24 protein-coding genes and 2 tRNA genes are annotated in these 23202 nt (G+C 67.5%); 13 read left to right on the plus strand and 13 right to left on the minus strand.

Annotation, left to right across the window (positions count from 1 at the left end; genetic code table 11):
- Positions 1–216: 216 nt before the first annotated feature.
- From QWY76_RS02565 to dcd, 3 genes are all read left to right on the plus strand, one after another.
- Positions 217–1356, plus strand: coding sequence for a hypothetical protein (locus QWY76_RS02565; RefSeq protein ID WP_290309543.1), 1140 nt, complete (start codon positions 217–219; stop codon positions 1354–1356).
- A 157-nt stretch (positions 1357–1513) separates the two neighbouring features.
- The gene (apbC, locus tag QWY76_RS02570) at positions 1514–2314 is read left to right on the plus strand and encodes an iron-sulfur cluster carrier protein ApbC (protein ID WP_435388947.1); all 801 of its coding nucleotides are present in this window, start codon (positions 1514–1516) and stop codon (positions 2312–2314) included.
- 254 nt (positions 2315–2568) lie between these two features.
- On the plus strand, positions 2569–3135 hold the full coding sequence (dcd, locus tag QWY76_RS02575; RefSeq protein WP_290309545.1) for a dCTP deaminase: 567 nt from the start codon (positions 2569–2571) through the stop codon (positions 3133–3135).
- Between the two features lie 232 nt (positions 3136–3367).
- Here dcd and purN read toward each other — a convergent pair whose 3' ends face one another.
- Both purN and purM read right to left on the minus strand, forming a co-directional pair.
- Positions 3368–4108, minus strand: coding sequence for a phosphoribosylglycinamide formyltransferase (purN, locus tag QWY76_RS02580; RefSeq protein ID WP_290309546.1), 741 nt, complete (start codon positions 4106–4108; stop codon positions 3368–3370).
- Positions 4105–5178, minus strand: coding sequence for a phosphoribosylformylglycinamidine cyclo-ligase (gene purM / locus QWY76_RS02585; RefSeq protein WP_290309547.1), 1074 nt, complete (start codon positions 5176–5178; stop codon positions 4105–4107). Before purM ends, purN begins: the two co-directional genes overlap by 4 nt.
- A 155-nt stretch (positions 5179–5333) precedes the next feature.
- Here purM and QWY76_RS02590 point away from each other — a divergent pair, with 155 nt between their 5' ends.
- Entirely contained in the window at positions 5334–6410 is a 1077-nt protein-coding gene (locus tag QWY76_RS02590) for an AI-2E family transporter (RefSeq protein ID WP_290309548.1), read from the plus strand.
- The gene (gene hda / locus QWY76_RS02595; protein ID WP_290309549.1) at positions 6407–7108 is read left to right on the plus strand and encodes a DnaA regulatory inactivator Hda; all 702 of its coding nucleotides are present in this window, start codon (positions 6407–6409) and stop codon (positions 7106–7108) included. Before QWY76_RS02590 ends, hda begins: the two co-directional genes overlap by 4 nt.
- Before the next feature lie 3 nt (positions 7109–7111).
- Here hda and ehuB (QWY76_RS02600) read toward each other — a convergent pair whose 3' ends face one another.
- The 4 genes from ehuB (QWY76_RS02600) to QWY76_RS02615 all read right to left on the minus strand — a co-directional run bounded on the left by ehuB (QWY76_RS02600) (position 7112) and on the right by QWY76_RS02615 (position 10512).
- Entirely contained in the window at positions 7112–8005 is an 894-nt protein-coding gene (gene ehuB / locus QWY76_RS02600; RefSeq protein WP_290309550.1) for an ectoine/hydroxyectoine ABC transporter substrate-binding protein EhuB, read from the minus strand.
- Positions 8006–8503: 498 nt separating this feature from the next.
- The gene (ehuB, locus tag QWY76_RS02605) at positions 8504–9388 is read right to left on the minus strand and encodes an ectoine/hydroxyectoine ABC transporter substrate-binding protein EhuB (RefSeq protein ID WP_290309551.1); all 885 of its coding nucleotides are present in this window, start codon (positions 9386–9388) and stop codon (positions 8504–8506) included.
- Positions 9389–9483: 95 nt separating this feature from the next.
- Complete coding sequence (locus QWY76_RS02610) at positions 9484–10035, minus strand: carboxypeptidase-like regulatory domain-containing protein (protein WP_290309552.1); 552 nt, start codon at positions 10033–10035, stop codon at positions 9484–9486.
- A 102-nt stretch (positions 10036–10137) separates the two neighbouring features.
- Complete coding sequence (locus tag QWY76_RS02615) at positions 10138–10512, minus strand: phasin family protein (protein WP_290309553.1); 375 nt, start codon at positions 10510–10512, stop codon at positions 10138–10140.
- A 204-nt stretch (positions 10513–10716) separates the two neighbouring features.
- On the opposite strand from QWY76_RS02615, the gene QWY76_RS02620 reads away from it, so the two are divergent.
- Entirely contained in the window at positions 10717–12096 is a 1380-nt protein-coding gene (locus QWY76_RS02620) for a class II fumarate hydratase (RefSeq protein WP_290309554.1), read from the plus strand.
- 60 nt (positions 12097–12156) lie between these two features.
- Here the strand turns inward: QWY76_RS02620 and QWY76_RS02625 are convergent, their stop codons facing one another.
- The 3 genes from QWY76_RS02625 to QWY76_RS02635 all read right to left on the minus strand — a co-directional run bounded on the left by QWY76_RS02625 (position 12157) and on the right by QWY76_RS02635 (position 14380).
- Complete coding sequence (locus QWY76_RS02625; protein ID WP_290309555.1) at positions 12157–13221, minus strand: endonuclease/exonuclease/phosphatase family protein; 1065 nt, start codon at positions 13219–13221, stop codon at positions 12157–12159.
- Between the two features lie 70 nt (positions 13222–13291).
- The gene (locus tag QWY76_RS02630; protein ID WP_290309556.1) at positions 13292–13495 is read right to left on the minus strand and encodes a hypothetical protein; all 204 of its coding nucleotides are present in this window, start codon (positions 13493–13495) and stop codon (positions 13292–13294) included.
- A gap of 126 nt (positions 13496–13621) precedes the next feature.
- The gene (locus tag QWY76_RS02635; protein ID WP_290309557.1) at positions 13622–14380 is read right to left on the minus strand and encodes a DeoR/GlpR family transcriptional regulator; all 759 of its coding nucleotides are present in this window, start codon (positions 14378–14380) and stop codon (positions 13622–13624) included.
- A 515-nt stretch (positions 14381–14895) separates the two neighbouring features.
- Between QWY76_RS02635 and QWY76_RS02640 the strand changes: the two genes are divergently transcribed.
- The 3 genes from QWY76_RS02640 to QWY76_RS02650 all read left to right on the plus strand — a co-directional run bounded on the left by QWY76_RS02640 (position 14896) and on the right by QWY76_RS02650 (position 15988).
- Positions 14896–14972 (plus strand) — tRNA-Val (locus QWY76_RS02640).
- A 27-nt stretch (positions 14973–14999) separates the two neighbouring features.
- Positions 15000–15076: transfer RNA gene (locus QWY76_RS02645), tRNA-Val, on the plus strand.
- A 264-nt stretch (positions 15077–15340) separates the two neighbouring features.
- Entirely contained in the window at positions 15341–15988 is a 648-nt protein-coding gene (locus tag QWY76_RS02650; protein WP_290309558.1) for a dienelactone hydrolase family protein, read from the plus strand.
- A 314-nt stretch (positions 15989–16302) separates the two neighbouring features.
- On the opposite strand, the gene QWY76_RS02655 is transcribed toward QWY76_RS02650, so the two are convergent.
- The 4 genes from QWY76_RS02655 to QWY76_RS02670 form a co-directional block, all read right to left on the minus strand.
- Complete coding sequence (locus QWY76_RS02655; protein WP_290309559.1) at positions 16303–16764, minus strand: GAF domain-containing protein; 462 nt, start codon at positions 16762–16764, stop codon at positions 16303–16305.
- A gap of 214 nt (positions 16765–16978) precedes the next feature.
- Complete coding sequence (locus QWY76_RS02660; protein WP_290309560.1) at positions 16979–17773, minus strand: MetQ/NlpA family ABC transporter substrate-binding protein; 795 nt, start codon at positions 17771–17773, stop codon at positions 16979–16981.
- Positions 17774–17873: 100 nt separating this feature from the next.
- Positions 17874–18527 carry a methionine ABC transporter permease gene (locus tag QWY76_RS02665; RefSeq protein WP_290309561.1) on the minus strand — a complete coding sequence of 218 codons (654 nt, stop codon included), beginning with the start codon at positions 18525–18527 and terminating at the stop codon, positions 17874–17876.
- Complete coding sequence (locus tag QWY76_RS02670; RefSeq protein WP_290309562.1) at positions 18508–19566, minus strand: methionine ABC transporter ATP-binding protein; 1059 nt, start codon at positions 19564–19566, stop codon at positions 18508–18510. Before QWY76_RS02670 ends, QWY76_RS02665 begins: the two co-directional genes overlap by 20 nt.
- Positions 19567–20031: 465 nt before the next feature.
- Here QWY76_RS02670 and QWY76_RS02675 point away from each other — a divergent pair, with 465 nt between their 5' ends.
- The 4 genes from QWY76_RS02675 to gpt all read left to right on the plus strand — a co-directional run bounded on the left by QWY76_RS02675 (position 20032) and on the right by gpt (position 23199).
- Positions 20032–20661 (plus strand): riboflavin synthase subunit alpha, encoded by a 630-nt coding sequence (locus QWY76_RS02675; protein WP_290309563.1) that lies wholly within the window; start codon positions 20032–20034, stop codon positions 20659–20661.
- Between the two features lie 179 nt (positions 20662–20840).
- Positions 20841–22145 carry an NCS2 family permease gene (locus tag QWY76_RS02680; RefSeq protein ID WP_290309564.1) on the plus strand — a complete coding sequence of 435 codons (1305 nt, stop codon included), beginning with the start codon at positions 20841–20843 and terminating at the stop codon, positions 22143–22145.
- A 22-nt stretch (positions 22146–22167) separates the two neighbouring features.
- Positions 22168–22713, plus strand: a complete 546-nt coding sequence (locus QWY76_RS02685; protein ID WP_290309565.1) for an adenine phosphoribosyltransferase — start codon at positions 22168–22170, stop codon at positions 22711–22713.
- Positions 22714–22719: 6 nt separating this feature from the next.
- Positions 22720–23199: a xanthine phosphoribosyltransferase gene (gene gpt, locus QWY76_RS02690; RefSeq protein WP_290309566.1), complete on the plus strand. Its 480-nt coding sequence runs from the start codon at positions 22720–22722 to the stop codon at positions 23197–23199.
- Positions 23200–23202: the final 3 nt, after the last annotated feature.

Consider the following 23202-nt stretch of genomic DNA (forward strand, 5'->3'; position numbering starts at 1 on the left):
TCCCACCCGGTCGTCTCCCGGCCGGATGGGCGCGGTCAGCACGGGCCGTTCGGCGGAGCCTGCCGGATAGGGCGCTCTTTCGGTACCGCCTAGGGTGGTGCCGGACGGGGCAATCGCCGAGACCCGTCGGCGCTTCGCGGTGTATGCTGACAGGGTCGCCGGTGCGCCTGCCCAGGGTGTCGCTGGCCCCAGCCAATGATCAACGGAGAATGCCCGATGGCCGATAGCTCGATGGGACAGCTATTCAAGGACAATCGTGTCAGAGGCCTGGCGGCCGTGGCGGTGGTTGCCATCGTCTGGGCCCTGGTGGCCCAGTCCAGCGTGAGTTCCAGCAACGAGGCGCGCAAGTCGCTGCAGGCGCGACTGGAGTCGGCGTTGGCGGAAAACGAGTCGCTGTCCGGGCGCCTTGCCCAGCTGAACGAGGCCGAGACCGACGTCGAGAGCCTCCAGGCGACGATCGAGGAGCTGGAGACCCGCCGTCAGGATGCCGAGGCCGAGCTCGAGACCAAGACGGCCGAGCTGAGCAGCGCCCAGAACCAGCTCGAGGAGGTGCGCGCCCGCGTCGAGACCATGCAGACCGAGGCCGAGAGCGCCGAGGGGCGGCTGGCCGAGGCCGAGGCCGCCCTGACCGATGTCCAGCAGCAGGCCAAGGACGCCGAGCGGAGCCGCGACGACGCCCAGGCGGCTCGCGACGAGGCCGAGGCCGCCCGCGAGCAGGCCGAGCAGGCCCGGCAGCAGGCCGCCGACCAGCGCGAGGCGATGACCCAGGAGATCACCGCCCTGGAGGAGCAGATCGGCGAGCTAGAGGGCTCCCTGGAGGCACTCAACCAGGAGCAGCAGACCCTGCAGGCCCAGCGTGACGAGACGCGCTCGCAGTTCGAGGACCTCAAGGTGGCGATCCAGGACGGCCGTGAGGAACTCGCCGGGATCGACTCCCAGGTCGAGGCGCGGCGCCGCCAGCTCGAGCAGCTGAACACGCAGCTGGACGCCTGGCGCGAGCAGCTGGACGAACTCGACACCCAGGTCGCCGAGAGCGCCGCCGAGACCGATGCTGGCTCCACCGACAGCGGCCAGGCTTCCACTTCCGGCGAGTCGGAGGCCACCTCGGCCGGCGGTTCCGGGGCGGGCGACAGCGGCCAGGCTTCCACTTCCGGCGAGTCGGAGGCCACCTCGGCCGGCGGCTCCGGGGCGGGCGACAGCGGCCAGGCCTCCGCTTCCGGCGAGTCGCAGGACGCCAGCGCTGCGGAGCCATCGTCACAGGGTTCCACGCCCGACGAGGGCGATCAGGACGTCAGTGGCGGGGAGCCGTCGACGGATGACGCCGAGGCAGCGTCCATGGAGTCCTCGGAGTCGTAATCCATCCGCTAGCTGTCGGGCCCAGGGGGCGCGCCGCGGCGTGCCCCCTGTCGCTTTCAGGCAGGTGCCGGCATTGCATCGGGGCGCGCCGTGACGGGTATACTGGCGCCAGTTGCCGCCTGGGCGGCACCGCCAACTGCACAAGGAGCGAGTCGTGATCGAAGGGGTCAAGCACATCGTCGCCGTGGCGTCCGGCAAGGGCGGGGTGGGCAAGTCCACCGTCACCGCCAATCTGGCGCTGGCCATGGCCGCCGAGGGCTATCGCGTGGGGGTTCTCGATGCCGATATCTACGGGCCCAGCCAGGCCCAGATGCTCGGCGTCGGCGAGGGCGTGCGTCCCGAGGCCGCCGGCGAGAATCGCATGAAGCCGCTTCAGGCTCATGGCATCCAGGCCATGTCCATGGCCTTCATGGTCGATATCCGCGAGCCCATGGTATGGCGTGGCCCGATGGTGGCCGGTGCCTTCCAGCAGCTGCTGACCCAGACCGTCTGGGACGACCTGGACGTGCTGTTCATCGACATGCCGCCGGGCACCGGGGACATCCAGCTGACCCTGGCCCAGAAGGTACCGGTCGATGGCGCCGTGATCGTCACCACGCCACAGGACATCGCCCTGCTGGATGCCCGCAAGGGCATCGAGATGTTCCGCAAGGTCAACGTGCCGGTGCTCGGCGTGGTGGAGAACATGAGCCTGCACACTTGCTCCCACTGTGGCCACAGCGAGCCGATCTTCGGCGAGGGCGGCGGCGAGCGCATCGCCGGCGAATACGACACCCGGGTACTGGGGCGCCTGCCACTGGCGCTGTCGGTCCGCGAGCAGGCCGACGGGGGATGCCCCACCGTGGTGGCCGAGCCGGAGGGGGAGGTGACCGCCACCTTCCGTGACATGGCCCGCCAGGTGGCCGACCAGCTCAAGGGCGCGGCTGACGAGGGACCGGAGATCTCCTTCAGCGACTGAGGCCAGATCAATCTAAGTTGGATATGACAAGTAGGCGCTGGGGGCAGGTCGAAGAGGAGGTCCTACGCCAAGGATGGCGTCGGTAGCGCCCAGGGAAGGGTTCACAGCGCCTCCTCGCAGACCTGTCACCAGATCAGCCGCGCGACACGGCAAGCTGCGTTACCTTTACCGAGGCGACGAGAAATGACGCCCGACCCCGGGGCCGCTATCATGGCGGCCCCGATTCTTTCGATCACACCCATCAGGACGACCCCATGAGCATCAAATCCGACCACTGGATCCGCCGCATGGCCGCGCGGGAAGGCATGATCGAGCCCTTCGAGGCCGACCAGGTGCGCTATGTGAACGACCGGCGGGTGATCTCCTACGGGACGTCCAGCTACGGCTACGATGTGCGCTGCTCCGACGAGTTCAAGGTCTTCACCAACATCCACTCGGCGGTGGTCGACCCCAAGGCCTTCGACGACAAGAGCTTCGTCGATATCAAGGGCGATGTCTGCGTGATCCCGCCCAACTCCTTCGCCCTGGCGCGCACCGTGGAGTATTTTCGCATCCCGCGCAGCGTGCTGACGATCTGCCTCGGCAAGTCCACCTATGCCCGTTGCGGGATCATCGTCAACGTCACGCCCCTGGAGCCGGAGTGGGAAGGGCACGTGACCCTGGAGTTCTCCAACACCACCAACCTGCCGGCCAAGATCTACGCCAACGAGGGCGTGGCCCAGATGCTGTTCCTCGAGTCCGACGAGGTCTGCGCCACCTCCTACAAGGACCGTGGCGGCAAGTATATGGGGCAGAGGGGCGTGACTCTCCCGCGGACCTGAGAAAGCGTCGATTCGCTGCTGCGCTTGCCATCCTGGCCGACGGCGGTGCTCGGAATCCTCATGTAGCAGGCTACACTCCGGTTCCTGCGCTCCGGCGGCGACCAGCCTGGCGTCGCTCGCGACGCAAATCGCCGGCTTTCTTGTTGTATACGTGGTCTATCAGCGTAATAAAAAGACAGCCCCGCCGGCATCAGGCGGGGCTGTCTTGTAGCTGGCCGAGGCGAAGGCTGAATTACTCCTCGGCGTCCTCGTCCAGTTCCTCGGCCGCATCGGCGTGGGAGAGGCGCATGCCGGAGGGCGGCAGGGGAGTGCCGTCCATGGTGGCGGCGTCGCCGGCCAGCTTCAGGCGACCCTCGAGGAACCAGCGGACCGCGATCGGGAAGATCAGGTGTTCCCGGGCCTGCACCTTGGCCTTGAGGCTGTCCTCGGTATCGTCCGGGGCGATCGCCACCTCGGCCTGCAGCGCCACCGGGCCGCCGTCGAGCTCCTCGGTGACGAAGTGCACGCTGCAGCCGTGGCTGGCCACGCCATCGGCCAGGGCCCGGGCGTGGGTATGCAGCCCCTGGTAGGCCGGCAGCAGGGAAGGGTGGATATTGAGCATGCGCCCCAGGAAGCGCTGCACGAAGCGCGGCGTGAGGATGCGCATGAAGCCGGCCAGCACCACCAGGTCGGGCTCGTGGCGCTCGATGACCTTGATCAGGGCGCCATCGAAGGCCTCGCGGCTCTCGTACTCCCGGTGGGGCAGGGCGACCGCATCGATGCCGGCGTCCCGGGCCCGCCTGAGGCCATAGGCGTCGGGCTGGTTGGAGATTACGGCGACGATCTCGCCGCCGAGCTCGTCGTGTTGCTGGGCGTCGATCAGCGCCTGCAGGTTGCTGCCGCTGCCCGAGATCAGCACCACCACCCGCCGGGCCTCGGCGGGTTCGGGGGTGAAGTCCTGCAGGGTGTCGCTCTGGTAGCCGGACTCGCTCATGCCTTGAGGTTCTCCAGACGGACCGCGTCCTCGCCCTCGCCGCGGGCGACGATCTCGCCGATGCGATGCACCGTCTCGCCGAGGCCCTGCAGGTGAGCGCGGGCCTGGTCGGCCTTCTCCGCCGGCACCACCAGCACCATGCCGATGCCGCAGTTGAGCACCCGGTGCATCTCGTGCTCGTCGACGTTGCCCTGCTCCTGCAGCCAGTCGAAGACGGCCGGGCGGGTCCAGCTGGCCACGTCGATGCGCGCGGCTGCCCCCTCGGGGAGCACGCGCGGCAGGTTCTCGAGCAGCCCGCCGCCGGTGATGTGCGAGAGCGCATGCACCGGCACGTCGGTCTCCTTGAGCAGCGACAGCAGTGGCTTGACGTAGATGCGGGTCGGAGCCAGCAGCGCCTCGCCGAGGGGTTGGCCGTCGATGGCGGTGTCGAGGGAGGCGCCCGAGACCTCGAGGATCTTGCGGATCAGCGAGTAGCCGTTGGAGTGGGGGCCGGAGGAGGCCATGCCCAGCAGCACGTCGCCCTCGGCGACCCGCTGGCCGTCGAGGATCTCGTCCTTCTCGACGACACCGACGCAGAAGCCGGCCAGGTCGTAGTCGCTGCCGTCGTACATGCCGGGCATCTCGGCGGTCTCGCCGCCCACCAGGGCGCAGCCGGCCTGTTCGCAGCCCTCGCCGATGCCGGTCACCACGTCGGCGGCGATGTCCACATCCAGCTTGCCCGTGGCATAGTAGTCGAGGAACAGCAGCGGCTCGGCGCCGGCGACCACCAGGTCGTTGACGCACATGGCCACCAGGTCGATGCCGATGGTGTCGTGACGGCCGAGATCCATCGCCAGGCGCAGCTTGGTGCCCACGCCGTCGGTGCCGGTCACCAGCACCGGCTCGCGATAGCCACTGGGCAGCTGGCACAGGGCGCCGAACCCGCCCAGGCCGCCCATCACCTCGGGGCGGGTGGTGCGGCGGGCGACGCCCTTGATGCGATCGACCAGGGCGTTGCCGGCATCGATGTCGACGCCGGCATCCTTGTAGCTGAGGGAAGCCCCGCTCGGGCGGTTGGTGGAATCGGTCATGACCTGTCCTGTGTGAACATTGCTGTCGAAGAGTCGTCCCGACGCCGTGGCGGGCCGCGTTCAGGGGCGCCACGGTGGGCAAGCGTGGGCAGGAATTGTAGCATCACGGCGCACGGCTCGCACCGCCGTGCCAGGCATCACACAGGGAGAGCGCGATGCGCAGACAGGGGTGGATAGTGGCCGCGCTCGCGGCCCTGGGAGTGTGGTTCTTCATCAGCATCGAGCCGGTGCTGATGCCGTTCTTCGTCAGCATGGTGCTGGCCTATCTGGGCGACCCGCTGGCCGACCGGCTGGAGGCGCACGGGCTGTCACGCCGGCTCTCGGTGTCGGTGGTCTTCCTGCTGCTGACGCTGGCCATCGTGCTGACCCTGCTGCTGGTGATCCCGCTGCTGGGCCGCCAGATCGGCCAGCTGGTCGAGCTGATGCCGGTGGCCCTGAACTGGATGCAGGGCAGCGTGCTGCCCAGGCTGCAGTCGCTGACCGGCATCGACCTGTCCACCGACTTCGACCAGATGCGTCAGGCCCTGCTGGCGAACTGGCGGGAGACCGGCACCGTCGCCGCCACCCTGCTGGCCCAGGTATCCAAGTCGGGCCTGGCACTGGCCGCCTGGGTCGGCAACCTGGCGCTGATCCCGGTGGTGACCTTCTACCTGCTGCTCGACTGGGATGACCTGGTGGCCAAGCTGCGCGGCTCCCTGCCGCGCAGCTGGGAGCCCGCCGCGGTGCGCCTGGCCAGCGAGTGCGACGAGGTGCTGTCGGCCTTCCTGCGTGGCCAGCTGATCGTGATGCTGTGCCTGGGCGTGATCTATGCCATCGGCCTGACGCTGCTGGGGGTGAAGTTCGGCCTGCTGATCGGCCTGCTCTCCGGTCTGGCCAGCATCGTCCCCTACCTGGGGGTGATCGTGGGCATCTCGGTGGCCGGCCTGGTGACGTTCTTCCAGTTCGGTGATCTGCTGATGCTGCTCGCGGTGGCGGGGGTCTTCGGCTTCGGTCAGCTCGTCGAGAGTACCCTGCTGCAACCCAAGCTGCTGGGCGACAAGATCGGGCTGCACCCGGTGGCGGTGATCTTCGCCGTGCTGGCCGGTGGCCAGCTGTTCGGCTTCACCGGCGTGCTGCTGGCGCTGCCGGTGGCCGCCGTGGTGATGGTGGTGTTGCGTTATCTCCACGAGCATTATAAAAACAGCACACTTTATGACGCGGGCCACCGGCCCCAGGACGAGGAGTCGCCATGAGCCGTGCACCCGCACAGCTGCCGCTGGGCGTGGGGCTGCGCGACGATGCCACCTTCGCCAACTTTCACCCCGGGCCCAGTGCCACCCTGGTCGACCGCCTCAAGCACCAGCTGGACGACGCGGGGGAGCCCTTCCTGTATCTCTGGGGGGGCGACGGCGTGGGGCGCAGCCACCTGCTCCAGGCGGCCTGCCATGCGGCCTCCGACCGCGACCGCCGGGCGCTCTACCTGCCGCTGGAGGAGCTGGGCCACTTTCCGCCGCTGATGCTCGAGGAGGTCGAGCGCCTGGACCTGGTGGCCATCGACGACCTCGACCGGGTGGTCGGCCGCAGGCGCTGGGAGGAGGCCCTGTTCCATGCCTTCAACCGCCTGCGTGACGCGGGCAAGCGGCTGGTGATCGCCGCCGCCGCGCCGCCGCGGCAACTGGGCGTGGCCTTGCCGGACCTGGCCTCGCGACTGACCTGGGGGATGACCTTCCATGTCCAGGGTCTCGATGACGACGCCCGGCTGGAGGCCCTGCAACTGCGCGCCCGGGTGCGTGGCATGCAGCTTCCCGACGAGGTGGCGCGCTATATCCTGCACCGCGGGCCCCGGAAGCTGGAGGCGTTGTTCGCGGCGCTGGAGACCCTCGATCGGGCCTCGCTGTCGGCCCAGCGCAAGCTGACCATTCCCTTCGTCAAGCAGGCGCTGGGCTGGTAGGCCTCACCTGCCTGCCTGGCAGAGGGTGCGGGTGTCGAATCGGTAGGAGTAGAGGATGTCCTTCTTCAGGAAGCCGTACCGGCTGAGGGTCTGTTCCCAGTCGCCGTTCTTCTTGATCTCGTCCAGCGCCTCGTTGACGGCATCACGCAGCGTATCGGCGCCTTTGGGGAAGGCAAAGCCTCCCCAGTAACGCACCTCCTCGCCATCCACGATCGGGTCACGGAAGTTGAACTCCACCTCAACCTCGGGATATCGGGTTTCCAGGGAAGCGACGGTCATGCCGGTGGCGGCGAAAGCGTCGGCGCGGCCCCGGATGATGGCATCGACGGCCTCATCGGGGCTCTGAACGGTCACGATACGCTGCTCGGGCACGCCTAGCAGCGCGAGTATCTCCTCCTGGACGGTGCCCGCCTGAACGGCGACCCGAAGGCGGTCAGGCCGGTCGGCGAAGTCCTCGTAGCCAAGGATGCGATTGGGATTCGAGGCGAGCACCAGGAGGCCTTCACCGTAGGAAGTATTGGGTTCCGAGAACAGCACCCGGCCGCACCGCTCCGGCAGGATGGCCATCTCGGCGGCCGCCATGTCGAAACGCCCGGCCTCGAGTCCGGGCATCAGATTCGAGAACTCCGTCACCACCCAGTCTATCTCGCCGATGTCCAGCTGCTCGAGAACGTGACCAATGATCTCCGGGCCGGCACCCAGGATGCGGCCGTCCTGTCCCTGGTAGCCGTAGGGACGCTCGTCGGCGATGGCGATGCGAATGGAGCCGCGCTCTCGCACCTCTTCGAGGCTGTCGGCATTGAGCTGGAGGGGGACCAGGAGCAGGATAAAGGACAGCAGAAGGCCGCCGAGTCGGCCGGGCAAGAAGGCTGAGGAAATTGGAATCAGTGTTGCCATGGGTGAAGCTCCCCGCATGGCATCACGTCGCTAACGTGTGGCGTCACATGGGTTGGCTGTCGGTCTCATGTTGCGCGCGCCCGGCGGCGGCGGGATGCTGCGTTGTTATGTGGATCGGTGTCTTCAGGTAGTGCGTTCTGGTCTGGCCGACGCATCGGCACACCCATAGCCTAGAAATAACGTGTACTGATCGCCTCGCTCCCTCGGCTGGGCGAATAGCGATTTTTTTACTATACCTCGGAGCGTAAAACCTACGTCTTTAGTGGCATCACACGACTGGACCATCGCCTTGTGCCGGCCGCTGTCGACCGGACACCACAGGGATCAGGATCTCGATGCTTGGCTCGCGACTCATCGGGGCGGAGGTAGGGCCCGATACCCAGGGATCTCAGGCGGGAAGACCGCATGCATGGCAGGAGTCGTGGCCGTCGGGGCATGGTGCGAAGGTACGCCTGGGCCTCGACGACGAGGGCCATGTTGCCCGGATGGGGGCAGGGCTCATCGCTCCTGTTCGCCGCACAGCCACTCGGTGTCAAAGCGAAAGGCGTTGAGGATGTCGTCCTGGGTGAAGCCGTGCGTCTCCAGGGTGTCCTGCCAGGCCTGGGTATTGCGGTAGTCCAGCAGTTCCTCGGTGAAGGCGTCCCGCAGTTCCTGGGCCTCCAGGGGAAAGGTGAAGGCGCCCCAGCTGCGCACCAGCTGTCCGTCGACCTTCGGATCCTCGAAGTTCTGCACCACCTCGACCTCCGGGTTGCTGGCGTCCAGCTGGCTCACCGTCAGGCCGGTGCCGGCATAGGCCTCCGCGTCCCCCTCCAGCAGGGTATCGATGGCGGCCTCGTTCTCGGCGATCCGGACGATCCTGGCATCCGGGACGCCCAGCGCTGCCATGATGTCGATCTGGCTGGCGCCCTCGAGGACGGCGACGCGGATGTCGTCGCGCTCGGCGAAGTCGGCGTAGCCGTTGATCTCCAGCGGATTCGCGGCGCGCACCAGCAGGCCCTCGCCGTAGGAGGTGTTGGGCGCCGAGAACAGCACCCGCTGGCAGCGGGCCGGGCGAATGGCCATCTCGGCGGCGGCCATGTCGAAGCGGCCCTCCTCGAGTCCCGGGATCAGCTCGCCGAAGGCCGTGACTACCCACTCGATCTGGTCGATCCCCAGCTCCCCCAGGATGTGTCGTGCCACCTCGGGGCCGGCGCCGCGTCCCTCGCCGTCGTCGTCCAGATAGCCGTAGGGCACCTCGTTGGCCACGGCGACGCGGATGCTGCCCGCTTCCTGGAGTTCCTCCAGGGTCGCCGCCATGGCGAGAGGAGGGGCAAGGGCCAGGCTCAGGGCAATCGCCCAGCGGGTCCCGTGTGCGCAAAAGGGGCGGTCGGTGCTGCGGTCCATGTCGAATCTCCCGTCCAAGCCGGCACCTCGGTTAAGAGATGTCTGTATCAGCCTTCAGGGTAGATGGCGGGGGATAAGGCCGCCACGGGGTGCGGTCAGCGGCTGAGCTGGAGCTGGCGGTGCTGGCCGGGGGCCAGCGAGACCTGGTGGATCACCACGCGCCGCTTGCCGCTGGCGGGGTCCACCAGGCTGCCCGAGACGTAGAACTCCCCGGCGGGCAGGCCGCGCAGCAGGAAGTGGCCGTTGGCATCGGTGCGCGTGGTATGGGTATAGGCTCGTGCCCGAGGATCGGCGGGCTCGACGGCGCGGCCGGCCAGGGCCTGCTCGGCGGCCTCGGCGGAGTAGGTGGTGATCGGGGCCACCGAGATCGTCTCGCCGGCGCCCACCACCTTGCCCGAGGCGGTGTCCAGGGTCAGGCGGCCACTCACGGCGGCGCTGCCGGTCTTCTCCAGGGCGGCATATTCCTCGGCGGGGAAGGCCACCTGGCGGGGGACGCGCCCACGCGACCGTCCGCGGGTCTGGCCCTGCGGTTCGCCGATGTCGATCACTTCCGCGGGCTCGTCGCGCTGGGGCAGGCCGGCGGGGGGCAGCATCTGGCAGCCGGTCAGGATCAGGCCCAGCAGGGCGATCAGGATGGGGTATCTCATTGCACTCTCCCGGTGGGGTTGGCCCGTTGCGGGGGAGAGAGTAACCAAAAAGAGGGCCACCGCGGTAGCGGTGGCCCTCTTCATCGGTCGCCGATGGCGACGTCAGGCGTACTGAGAGGCCTTGGTGGCGGTCTCGGTGGCCTGCTTGACGCTGTCTTCGGTCAGCTTCTGGCTCTGCTGGACGAAGTCCTGCTGCAGGGACACGACCTTCTCGGCGTCGCCCTTCAGGCGCTCGGTCAGGTCCTTGGCGACCTTCTGCTGGCCTTCCATGTAGCTGCGCAGGCCTTCGGCGTCCTTGACGTCGAGCAGGGCACGGATCTGGGCCAGGCCGGTGTCGGAGTAGGCCTTGCCGGCTTCCAGCTGGGCGTTGGCCAGCTTCTCGGCGAAGTCGACGGACAGGGTCGCGTAGGCGCGAGCCGGGCCGAAGAACATGGATTCGAACTGCTGGGTGAACTGCTTGGTGTCGAAGTTTTGCATCGTCTGACCCTCCTCGGGGGGTTGGCTTGGTGAAGGCCTGGGCGGTCCGCCGATGCCTTCCCGCGTCTGTTGCAGTGCACAATAGCAAAGCGATTTGTGCAGTGCAACATCGGCAAATCAAATTCTCTCGGCCCGCCGCGACGCCTTGCAAGCTGCCCCGGCGGACACCATGGTGACAGGGCAGCCATCCACGAGGAGCCGATCATGAGCCAGCAGCGTATCGAACGCGACAGCATGGGCGAGCTGGAGGTGCCGGCACATGCCCTCTACGGCGCCCAGACCCAGCGGGCGGTGAACAACTTCCCGGTGTCCGGCCAGGCCATGCCCACCGCCTTCATCCATGCCATCGCCCGCATCAAGCTCGCCGCCGCACGGGTCAACCGTGACCTGGGGCTGCTCGATGCCGAGCGGGCGGCGGCCATCGTGACGGCCGCCGAGGCGGTGATCGCCGGTGACCACGACGACCAGTTCCCGGTGGATGTCTTCCAGACCGGCTCGGGCACCTCGAGCAACATGAACGTCAATGAGGTCATCGCCAACCTGGCCAGTGGTGACGATCTCAAGGTGGGCCCCAACGACCACGTCAACATGGGGCAATCCAGCAATGACGTGGTGCCCACCGCCCTCCACCTGTCCGCCGCCCTGGAGGTGACCCGGGAGCTGCGACCGGCGCTGGTACACCTGCACGAGACGATCGAGGTGCGGGCGGCGTGTCTCGATGGCGTGGTCAAGACCGGCCGTACCCACCTGATGGATGCCATGCCGCTGCGCATGAGCCAGGAGCTCGGTGGCTGGTCCAGCCAGGTGGGCCAGGCCATCGAACGTTTCGACAGCGCCATGCTGCGCCTCTGCCGGCTGGCCCAGGGCGGCACGGCGGTCGGCACCGGCATCAATGCCCATCCCGAGTTCGCCGGGCGCATGGCACGCGACCTCAGCGAGCAGACCGGCCTGGCGCTGTCGCCCAACGACAGCTTCTTCGCCAGCCTGGGGGCCCAGGATGCCGCCGTGGAACTCTCCGGGCAGCTGCGCGGTTTCGCCTGCGTGGTCATGAAGATTGCCAACGACCTGCGCTGGATGAACTCCGGCCCGCTGGCGGGCCTCGGCGAGATCGAGCTCGAGGCCCTCCAGCCCGGCAGCTCCATCATGCCGGGCAAGGTCAACCCGGTGATCCCCGAGTCGGCGGCCCAGGCCGCGGCCCAGGTGATCGGACTCGATACCGCGGTCACGGTGGCCGGCCAGAGCGGCAACTTCCAGCTCAATGTCATGCTGCCGCTGGTGGCCAGCAACCTGTTGACCTCGATCACCCTGATGCGCAACACGGCCTGGCTGCTGGCCGACCGCGCCATCGCCACCTTCAAGGTCCGCGAGGACCAGCTGAGCGGGCCCCTGTCACGCAACCCGATCCTGGTCACCGCCTTGAATTCGGTGATCGGCTACGATGCCGCCGCGGCCATCGCCAAGCAGGCCTACCAGGCGGGGCGGCCGATCATCGAGGTGGCCGAGGAGCAGACCGATCTCGCCCGGGAGGAACTCGAGAGGCTCCTCGACCCGGCGGCACTGACCCGGGGCGGGATCCCCGAGTAGCCGGCGACATAGCCGGGCAGGCGGCGAGCGACCTCGCCGCCTGCGTCGACGGGGCGCCGCTCAGCTGTCCTGGTCCCGCTCCCTGGCCTCCTCCACGGTGTCCTCGGCGTCGCGGTGTTCCTCCGCGGTGGCCGTCGGGTTGTCGTGCTCGTCGGCCCGTGAGGGGCGATAGCAGAGGGTGGCCAGGATCGGGAAGTGATCCGAGCCGAAGTCCGGCAGGCGCTCCATCCTCCTCAGCGTGAAGTGCTCGCTGACGAAGACGTGGTCGAGGGGCCAGCGCATCAGCGGGTAATGCGCATGGAAGGTGCTGAACATGCCGCGCCCCCGGCGCGGGTCGAGCATGCCGCTGACCCGGCAGAACAGCCGGGTGCTGCGTGACCAGGCCACGTCATTGAGATCCCCCGCCACCACGGTGGGTTCGGGGGCCTGGTGGATCTGCTTGGCCACCAGCATCAGCTCGCCGTCACGCCACAGCGACTCCTCGCTCTCGCCGGGGGCCGGTGGGCGGGGATGCAGGGCATGAAAGCGGATCCGGTCGCCGCTCTCGAGTTCGACGCCGCCGTGGATGGAGGGGATATCGTCCTGGATCAGCCACTCGACACTGGGGTCGACGAGCGGCCGGCGCGAATACAGGTGCATGCCATAGAGGTTGTCCAGGGGGATGCGCACGGCATAGGGCCAACCGCCGTCGAGCCCCTCGTCGAGGCGCTGTTCCCACCAGGCATCGGACTCCAGGGTCAGGATCAGGTCCGGATTCCGGTCGTGGATGATCGCCAGCAGGGCGTCGCTGTCGCGATTGGGGGTCAGCACGTTGGCCACCAGCAGGGTCAGGCAGCGATCGGGGCGATCGTCCCGCGCGCTCTTGACCTGGACGGGCCACAGCGGCGTCCAGGGCAGCACATGGCGCAGCTGCAAGGCGAGCACGGCGACTCCCGCCGCGGCGATCCAGGGCGTCGCGGCCGGGCCGGCCAGCGGGGAGGCGAGGGCGCAGCCGGCACCGCCCAGGCCGATCTGCAGGCGCGGGAACTCGCAGGCCCGCAGCCACCACCAGTGCCCGGGGACCCGGGCAATCAGGCTGGCGAGCAGCAGGACGGCGGCGAGCCCGCCGAGCAACCATCCGAACATTTGCAGCCCTCGAGGTGAGCCTGGCACGCGCTCTCGTCGTGCCCGTTCTCCGAGGGTAACGGGACAGGCCTCAGGCCGCGAGGACGCCGTGTCGGCGGGCCATGTGGCGTGCCAGATGCTCGCCCAGGGATTCCCCGGCGCCGTGGCCGGTCTGGCGCCCGCCGAAGCGCGTCTGGTCACCGATGTCTCCATCCGGCAGGGCGGTCATGGCTGTCACGGCGGGCTGGCGATAGGTGGTGAACTTGCCGCCGAACACCGACAGCAGGGGGACCACGGGTAGCGAGATCCAGCGGGCTGGGAGTGAACACGGAATAGTTGAAAAAGAAAACAGGGTAATCGAATTCGAACCTCGAGAGATGCGGCCAGGAGGCGGGCTCGGCGCCGGCAGGGCGGCCGGCGATCAGGCGAGGTGCAGGGTGACGTCGTGAGCCTGCAGCAACTGCAGGATTCGCTCGGAGGGCTTGCGGTCGGTGAACAGGGCGTCGAGCTGGGAGAGGTTGCCCTGACGCACCACGGGGTTGCGCTGGAACTTGGAGTGATCGGCGGCGAGGTAGACCTGCCGGGAGTTCTCGATGATGGCCTGGGCGACCCGCACTTCCTGATAGTCGAACTCCAGCAGCGAGCCGTCCTCATCGATGCCGCTGATGCCGATGATGCCGAAGTCGACCTTGAACTGGCTGATGAAGTCGATGGTCGCCTCGCCGATGATGCCGCCGTCGCGGGAGCGGACCTGGCCGCCGGCGATGATCACGTTGAAGTCTTCCTTGCGCTGCAGGATGGCGGCCACGTTGAGGTTGTTGGTGATGACCTCGAGCCCGTGGTGGTCCAGCAGCGCCTCGGCGACCACCTCGTTGCTGGTGCCGATGTTGATGAACAGCGAGGCGTGGTCCGGGATATGGCGGGCGAGCAGCGCCGCGATGCGCTGCTTGGCCTCCAGGTTGAGGGTCTTGCGCATCGAGTAGGCGGTGTTGACCGTGCTCGACTCGAGGCCGGCCCCGCCATGGACGCGCCGCAGCTGTCCCTCGCTGGACAGCCGATTGAGGTCGCGGCGGATCGTCTGGGGGGTGACCGCGAAATGTTCGGTGAGCTGTTCGATGCTGGCGTAGCCCTGGCGACGGACCAGGTCGACGATGCTGTCTTGGCGCTGCTGTGGGTTCATGCTGACTCCTTGATCGCCAGGATTCTACGCCATCCCGTGGGCCGCTGCAGGGGCGGTTCTGCCGTTCCTCATGCGGCGAAAGTCGTAGGCCGATGACGAGGGTGGCAAGTGAGCGCCATCGGCCACGAGCGCAGTCTTTTGATCATAAGCGAACATTGTCGTGTGGAAAACGCCAGTCCTCCCGGCTCAGCGACACCAGGATGCCTCGCCTGGTCGCTTGCCTGCATGCCAACGATCCGGGAGCGACCCGCGCCCGGGCGAGCCTCTTCGCTCGCGACGTCCACAGCCACTGAGAACGCAGCCCCCGACCATGGACGCGGCCGAGCGCGAGCGGCTCTTCATATTCCGGCTGGCTCGAGGCGCTGGTGCGGGTCCGCTGCACACCACAGCAGGGCCCCCAAGTTGCTGATCCGGCGCGACTTGCCCGCCTCGTGGCGGGGAAAAAAGGGGTTGCATTTCCCGCTCGGCCCAGTAGAATACGCAACCGTTGTCACGGCGAATGCCGCCGGGAACGTAGGACCATAGCTCAGTTGGTTAGAGCGCCACGTTGACATCGTGGAGGTCGGCGGTTCAAATCCGCCTGGTCCTACCAGCACTTTCCGGGGACAACCCACTTTGCAGGACCATAGCTCAGTTGGTTAGAGCGCCACGTTGACATCGTGGAGGTCAGCGGTTCAAATCCGCTTGGTCCTACCAGATCCCGAGACGCCCCCATGGCCTAGCGCCCTGGGGGCGTCTTGCGTTGTGGTCGCTCGCCCGCCGTCAGGGCGCGAGCCCACCGGTAGCCGCGGGGTGCCTGCCTGATGTCGGCCCACGGTCGTGTGGCGGAGCGATGCCGTCACGACGTTTGAAGCTCCCGCCCGCCCAGGGCTAGATTTGAAGAAGACGCGGGCGTACCGCGATGCCTCGCCGACGGGCTTTTACCGGCCTTGGCGTTTCCGCGATTGCAGGAGGTGCAGCATGGTGGTCTCCCATCGCCTCTTGGAGCTGGCGCTGGACGATGCCGCGCTGGAGGGCGACCTGCTGGTGCCGGAGCGGCCGATGGGCCTCGTGGTCTTCGCCCACGGCAGCGGCAGCAGCCGGCTCAGTCCCCGCAACCAGCAGGTGGCGCGCTATCTGGCCGATCAGGGCCTGGCGACCCTGCTCTTCGACCTGCTGACCGTCGAGGAGAACGTGATCGACGAGCGCACCCGGGCGTTGCGTTTCGACATCGATCTGATCTCGAGCCGATTGATCGGCGCCGTGGACTGGGTGGGGCAGGCGAGCGAGACCCGGGGCCTGCGGATCGGGCTGTTCGGCGCCAGCACGGGGGCGGCGGCGGCGCTGATCGCCGCCGCGGCGAGGCCGGAGCAAGTGCGGGCGGTGGTCTCCCGCGGCGGGCGGGCGGATCTGGCCGGCGACCAGCTGGCGGCGGTGCGGGCGCCGACGCTGCTGCTGGTCGGCGCAAACGACCCGACGGTGTTGCGGCTCAACGAGCAGGCGCGCCAGCGGATCCCGGGGCGCTGTGAGCTGGTGGTGGTGCCTGGGGCGACCCACCTCTTCGAGGAGCCGGGCACCCTGGAGGCGGTGCAGGCGCACGCCGCCCGCTGGCTGCTCAGGTTCCTCTGATCCTCTTTGCTGGAAAGATTGTCAGGTTAAGCTTTAGCCTGAAAACTCGTCGAGCGATGGCCAGGGCTAGGCCCGCTCCCGGCGGGCCAACGCATTTCCCACATCCATGTGGGTCACAAGGCAAAAATCGGCGACAAATCGGCAGGGACTGCCGATTTGGGCAGCTTCGCTGCTCGCAGAGCGAGCGACATGGAGGTCGCGAGTCAAAAGACGGACCGGGCTCGCGTGCGAGTTTACGAGGTGTAAATGAGTCCTTTGACCGGGCTCGCGCACGAGCCGATTTTTAACGCCGGCTGGGCGAGCGCAGGCAGTTTTCAGACAAAGCGTAGGTCGGTGCTGGCGATAAAGACCCTTACCAGCCGCTCGATCCCGTGCTGGTCGGCCTCGCCGAAGCGGCCCGGCGTCGGGCTGTCGAGATCCAGCACGCCCCACAGCCGGTCGTCGACCACGATCGGCACCACCAGCTCGGCATTGGACGCGCTGTCGCAGGCGATATGGTCGGCGATGGCATGGACGTCATCGATGCGCTGGGTCTCGCGAGTGCGCGCCGCGGCGCCGCAGACGCCCTTGCTGAACGGGATGGGGTGGCAGGCCGGCTTGCCCTGGAAGGGGCCGAGGCCCAGTGTCTCGGGCTCGCGGTGCAGATAGAAGCCGACCCAGTTGAGCGCCGGCAGTTCCTGCATCAGGAAGGCGCAGGTCTGGGCGCTGTTGGTCAGCCAGTCCCGATCGTCGAGCAGGGCGTCCAGCTGGCGGGCGAGCAGGGCGTAGTCGGTCATGGCGTTTCCTCTAACGCAAGGGGCCGGCACAGCGGCCGGCCCCGGAATCCTTGATACAGTGGGTATGCGGATATGCGTTATGAGCGAAGATAGGCTGGTCTCCGCCGGAGCGCAGCTTCCGGAGTGTAGCCTGCTACATGAGGAAACGACCGGGCCGGCGCACCGGCACCGCCGGCGGCCAGGGTATCGAGCGCAATAGCATATCCGTTTGCCCTCACTCCCAGCCGGGGACCGCTGCGCCCTTGAACAGCTCCTCGGCCTTGGCGGCGACCTCGTCGCTCTGGTAGGCGTCGACCAGCTGCTGGATGGCCTCGCGATCCTCGTCGCCCGCGCGCACCGCGATGATGTTGACGTAGGGCGATTCCGGCCCCTCGCTGACCAGGGCGTCGTCCAGGCTCAGGCCGGCCGGCTGGGCGAAGGTGTTGTTGATGAACGCCATGTCCACGTCGGGCAGCACGCGGGGCAGCTGGGCGGCCTCGATCTCGCGGAAGTCGAAGTTGTGCGGATTCTCGACGATGTCCAGCGGGGTGGCTTCCAGGTTGCTCGGATTGTTGAGCGTGATCAGGCCCTTGTTGTGCAGCAGGATCAGCGAACGGCCCTCGTTGGTCGGGTCGTTGGGCAGGGCGATGGTGGCCCCGTCCGGCAGTGCCTCGAGGCTGTCGTACTTCTCGGAATAGGCGCCGATCGGATAGACGAAGGTGCGACCGGCGATGGCGAAGTCGTAGCCGCGGTCCTCGACCATGGACTGCATGTAGGGCTCGTGCTGGTAGGCGTTGGCGTCCAGGCTGCCATCGGCGAGGGCGGCGTTGGGCGTCACGTAGTCGGTGAACTCGACGAGTTCGATCTCCAGGCCATGCTCCCGCTCGGCGATGTCGACCGCGACCTGCATGACGTCGGTCTCGGGGCCGGCCACGGTGCCCACCTTGATGCTGTGCTCATCGGCGTTGGCCTGGCCGATGGCCAGCGTCAGGGCCGAGGCGGCGAGGGTGCCGATAAGGGTGTTGCGCATGTCACTGTCTCCCTAGCGAGGCTGTCGTGTTGAGTGGGGCGCGATATTAATGAAATAAGCAGTCGATGTGTAATGCTTTATCGTTATCAAAGGCGGCGATTCACTTGTGATCGCTCTTGCGCACCAGGTAATCCCCCAGGCTCTGGAAGCCCTGCACCAGCACCACCAGGATCACCACGGTGATCAGCATGATGGTGGGGTTGAAGCGGTTGTAGCCATAGCGGATGCCCAGGTCGCCGAGGCCGCCGCCGCCCACCGCGCCGGCCATGGCCGAGTAGCTGACCAGCGTGACGATGGTCACCGTCAGGGCGGTGAAGATGCCGCCCCGGGCCTCGGGCAGCAGCACCTTGGCGATGATCTGCCAGGGCGTGGCGCCCATCGACTGTGCCGCTTCGACTAGGCCCGGCGGGATCTCGTTGAGGGCGCCCTCGACCAGCCGGGCGATGAACGGGATCGCGGCGATGGTCAGCGGCACCACGGCGGCATTGGTGCCGATGGAGGAGCCGACCAGCGCCCGGGTGAAGGGGATGATCGCCACCATCAGGATGATGAAGGGCACCGAGCGACCGATGTTGGTGATCACGCCGAGCGCCCCATTCAGCGCCGGCTGGGCGAGGATCTGCCGGGGGCGGGTGACGTAGAGCATCACGCCCAGCGGGATGCCCAGCAGGGCGGCGATCAGCCCCGACACGGCCACCATGTAGAGGGTGTCGAGGGTGGCCTCGAGGATCAGTTCAATCATCGCGCTGGACATGGCCGAGCACCTCCACCTGCAGGTCGTGGGATTCCAGATAGCTCAGGGCGCGGCGGGTATCCGCCGCGTCGCCGATCAGTTCGGCGATCATCAGCCCCAGGGTGCGGTCCTGGATGGACTCCACCTTGGCCTGGAGAATGCTGACGTCGACGCCGCACTGGCGGGCCAGCCGCGAGATCAGCGGCGTGGAGACGGCATCGCCGGAGAAGGCCAGGCGCACCACCGGGTGGCTGTGCGGACCGGGCTCGGCCTCCAGGCGCTCGATCAGCGCCCGGGGCGGCTCGAGCTCGAGGAAGTCATTGAGGAAGTCGCGACCCAGCTGGGTGCGCGGGGCGGTGAAGAAGTCGCCGACCTCGGCCGCCTCGACCAGCTCGCCGCCGGAGATCAGGCTGACCCGATGGCAGATCGACTTGACCACCTCCATCTCGTGGGTGATCAGCAGGATCGTCAGGCCGAGCTGCTGGTTGATGTCGCGCAGCAGCTCCAGGATCGAGCCGGTGGTGTGCGGGTCCAGCGCCGAGGTGGCCTCGTCGCACAGCAGCACCCGCGGCCGGCTGGCCAACGCCCGGGCGATGGCCACCCGCTGCTTCTGGCCACCGGACAGCTGGGCCGGGTACTGGCGCGCCTTGTAGGCCAGCCCGACCAGTTCCAGCAGCGGGGTGACGCGCTCGGCGATCTCGGCCTTCTTCATGCCCATCAGCTCCAGGGGCAGGGCGACGTTGGCGAAGACGCTGCGCGAGGTCAGCAGGTTGAAGTGCTGGAAGATCATGCCGATGCGATGGCGCGCCTGGTTGAGGGCGTCGCCGGTGAGGCCGGTGAGTTCCTGGCCATCCACCGTCACGCTGCCGGTGGTGGGGCGCTCGAGCAGGTTGACGCAGCGGATCAGCGTCGACTTGCCGGCCCCGGACAGGCCGATCACGCCATGGATCTGGCCCTTGGGCACATGCAGGTCGACCGCCTTCAGCGCCTCGATACCCCTGGCGCCGGCGCCCTTGCCCTTGCTGAAATAGGTCTTGGAAACGTTTTGCAGTCGAATCATCTGGGCCACCGAGGTGGCGCCGGGGCCGGCGCGGGCGAGCAGCGAGAGGGCAAAAAAAAGGCCACCCTGACGGGTGGCCATCAACGCTGGACACACCCTTTTAGCTGCACTTCCCGCCACGAGACACGAGGCCTCGCGACGTCGGCGCCCGCAATCCGGGTACAAATCGGCGCCTTCAAAATGTAGTCGACAATCCTAGGTCTCGAACAAGCGTATGTCAAACGTCTTGGGTCATGTTGAGCCTCTATAGGCAATCAGCTGGCAAATTTCACTGAAAATTTCCTGTCAGTAGCAAGAATCGCTGCTCAGGGGGCCCGCATTGCCATCACTATCGGCGGCCGAGACGTTCCGCCCGGCCGGGCCGCGTGGGGCGGCACGCGCCGGCATGGACGCGGCGGCCAGGGCTTCCCTACACTATCGGCTTTCCCGGCCGCCCCCGGCGGCCACGCGACGAGAGGAGAAGGCATGTTCACAGGCATCGTGCAGGGCACCGCTGAAGTGGTGGCCATCCAGGAAGCGGAGGCGTTCCGCACCCATGTGCTGGCCTTGCCCCCGGCGCTGCGCGAGGGCCTCGAGATCGGCGCCTCGGTGGCCCATAACGGGGTCTGCCTGACCGTCACCGCCATCGACGGCGAGCGCGTGAGCTTCGATCTGATGCGCGAGACGCTGAGGGTGACCAACCTGGGCGAGCTGACGGTGGGCGACCGGGTCAACCTCGAGCGCGCCGCCCGCTTCGGCGACGAGATCGGCGGCCACGCCATGTCCGGGCATGTCATGGCCATGGCCGAACTGGTGGAAATCGATGAGGCGCCCAACAATCGGCGGCTGTGGTTCGAGCTGCCCCACGCCCTGGGGCGCTTCCTGTTCGACAAGGGCTACATCGGGGTGGACGGGGCCAGCCTGACCATCGGCGAGGTGCGCCAGGCGACGGCCGGACAGGGCCCGCGCTTCTGCGTCGACCTGATTCCCGAGACCCTGGCGCGGACCGTGATCGTCGATCGGGTACCGGGCGATCACGTCAATGTCGAGATCGACCCCCAGACCCAGGCCATCGTCGAGACCGTGGAGCGCGTACTGGTGAGCCGCGGTCACTGAGGCGTTCAGTCTGCGTTGGCGGCGCGGCTGGCATCGTCCCAAGAAGTCACTTATATATCAGGGTGTCTCGCCGCACCGTTGACTGGCCGCTGGCGTCTCGCCACAGGAGTCGCCATCCGCTACCATGTGCGGCTTTTCTCGCACCCGGACGCGACGTCCCCCCCGCAGGACGACCCCCCATGCTGAAACGCCTGATCGATCGACACTTCGCGCTCACCGAGCACGGCACCGACATCAAGACCGAGGTCATCGCCGGGATCACCACCTTCCTGACCATGGCCTACATCATCTTCGTCAACCCGAGCATCCTCTCGGAGTCGGGGATGGACTATGGCGCGGTCTTCGTGGCCACCTGCGTGGCGTCGGCCATCGGCTGTCTGATCATGGGGCTGTGGGCCAACTATCCCATCGCCCTGGCGCCGGGCATGGGTCTCAACGCCTTCTTCACCTACGGCGTGGTGCTCGGCATGGGCTACAGCTGGGAGGCGGCGCTCGGCGCGGTCTTCCTCTCCGGCTTCAGCTTCTTCCTGCTCAGCGTCTTCCGCATCCGCGAGTGGATCATCAACTCGATCCCCATGTCGCTGCGCATGGGCATCGCCGCCGGCATCGGCCTGTTCCTGGCGATGATCGCGCTGAAGAATGCCGGCATCGTGGTGGCCAATCCGGCCACCTACGTGGCGCTCGGGGACCTCTCCGAGCCCTCGGCCCTCTATGCGCTGCTCGGCTTCTTCGTGATCACGGCCCTGGCCTACCTGCGCATCACCGGCGCGGTGATGATCGGTATCCTCGGCATCACCATCCTCGCCATGCTGCTGGGGCACAACGAGTTCGCCGGGGTGATGTCGATGCCGCCGTCGATCGCGCCGACCCTCATGCAGCTGGATCTGGCCGGTGCCTTCGACATCGCCATGTTCAGCGTGGTCTTCGCCTTCCTGTTCGTCGACCTGTTCGACACCTCCGGGACCCTGATCGGCGTCGCCCATCGCGGCGGCCTGCTCGACGAACAGGGCAAGCTGCCGCGCCTCGGCCGGGCCATGATGGCCGACAGTGGCGCCTCCATGGCGGGGGCGGCGCTAGGCACCTCCACCACGACCAGCTACATCGAATCCACCGCCGGCATCGTCTCCGGCGGGCGTACCGGCTTGACCGCCGTGGTGGTGGCCGTGCTGTTTTTGATCAGCCTGTTCTTCTCGCCGCTGGCCGGCTCCATCCCCGCCTATGCCACGGCCGGTGCCCTGCTGTACGTGGCGGTACTGATGGCCGGCAGCCTGACCCATGCCGACTGGGACGACGCCACCGAAGCCGCCCCCGTATTGATCTCCGCGCTGGCCATGCCGCTGACCTTTTCCATCGCCGAGGGCATCGCGCTGGGCTTCATCAGCTACGCGGCCATCAAGGCCCTGTCCGGGCGCTTTGGCGACCTGAACCCGGCCGTGGTGGTGCTGGCGCTGATCTTCGCCGGCAAGTTCCTGTTCCTCGACTGACACTGACCAACCGAGAATCCCGATGAGCATCTACGGTGACTACATCAAGTCCGTGATCCGCACCGTCCCCGACTGGCCGCAGTCGGGGGTCAACTTCCGCGATATCACGCCGCTGCTGCAGAACAGCGCCGCCTTTCGCAAGCTGATCGACAGCTTCGTGCACCGCTACCAGGAGATGGACATCGACGCCGTCGCCGCCATCGATGCCCGGGGCTTCATCGTCGGCGCGCCGCTGGCCTACGAGCTGGGCTGCAGCTTCGTGCCGGTGCGCAAGAAGGGCAAGCTGCCGTTCAAGACCATCAGCGAGACCTATACCCTGGAATACGGCGAGGCCGAGGTGGAGCTGCATTCCGACGCCTTCCGCGCGGGCGACCGTATCCTGGTGGTCGATGACCTGATCGCCACCGGCGGGACCATGCTGGCCGCGGCCAAGCTGATCACCCGCACCGGCGGCCAGGTGGTGGAGACCGCGGCCATCGTCGACCTGCCGGATCTCGGTGGCGCCGAGAAGATCCGCGAGGCCGGCTACAGTGTCTTCTCCGTTTGCTCCTTCACCGAGGACGAGTGACACCCGATGAGCACCCATCGCTACCACCAGCATTTCACCGTGTCCTGGGACCAGCTGCACCGGGACGTGCGCGAGCTCTGCCATCGCCTGGTCGAGCGCGACTTCAAGGGCATCGTCGCCATCACCCGGGGCGGGCTGATCCCCGCGGCGCTGATCGCCCGCGAGCTCAACGTGCGGCTGATCGACACCGTCTGCATCAAGAGCTACGAGGGCATGGAGCAGGGCGGTCTCGAGGTCATGAAGGGCGTCGATCATGACGGCGACGGCTGGCTGCTGGTCGACGACCTGGTCGACACCGGCAAGACCGCCCGCAAGGTGCGCGAGCTGCTGCCCAAGGCGCATTTCGTGACCGTCTATGCCAAGCCGGAGGGCCGGCCGCTGGTCGACCAGTACCTCACCGAGGTGGCCCAGGACTGCTGGATCCAGTTCCCCTGGGACATGGGCGTGGCCTATGTCGAGCCCCTGGCCGACCAGGTCAAGCGCTGAGCC

Source organism: Halomonas maura (assembly GCF_030409305.1).
In the GTDB taxonomy this organism is placed as follows: Bacteria; Pseudomonadota; Gammaproteobacteria; order Pseudomonadales; family Halomonadaceae; genus Halomonas; species Halomonas maura.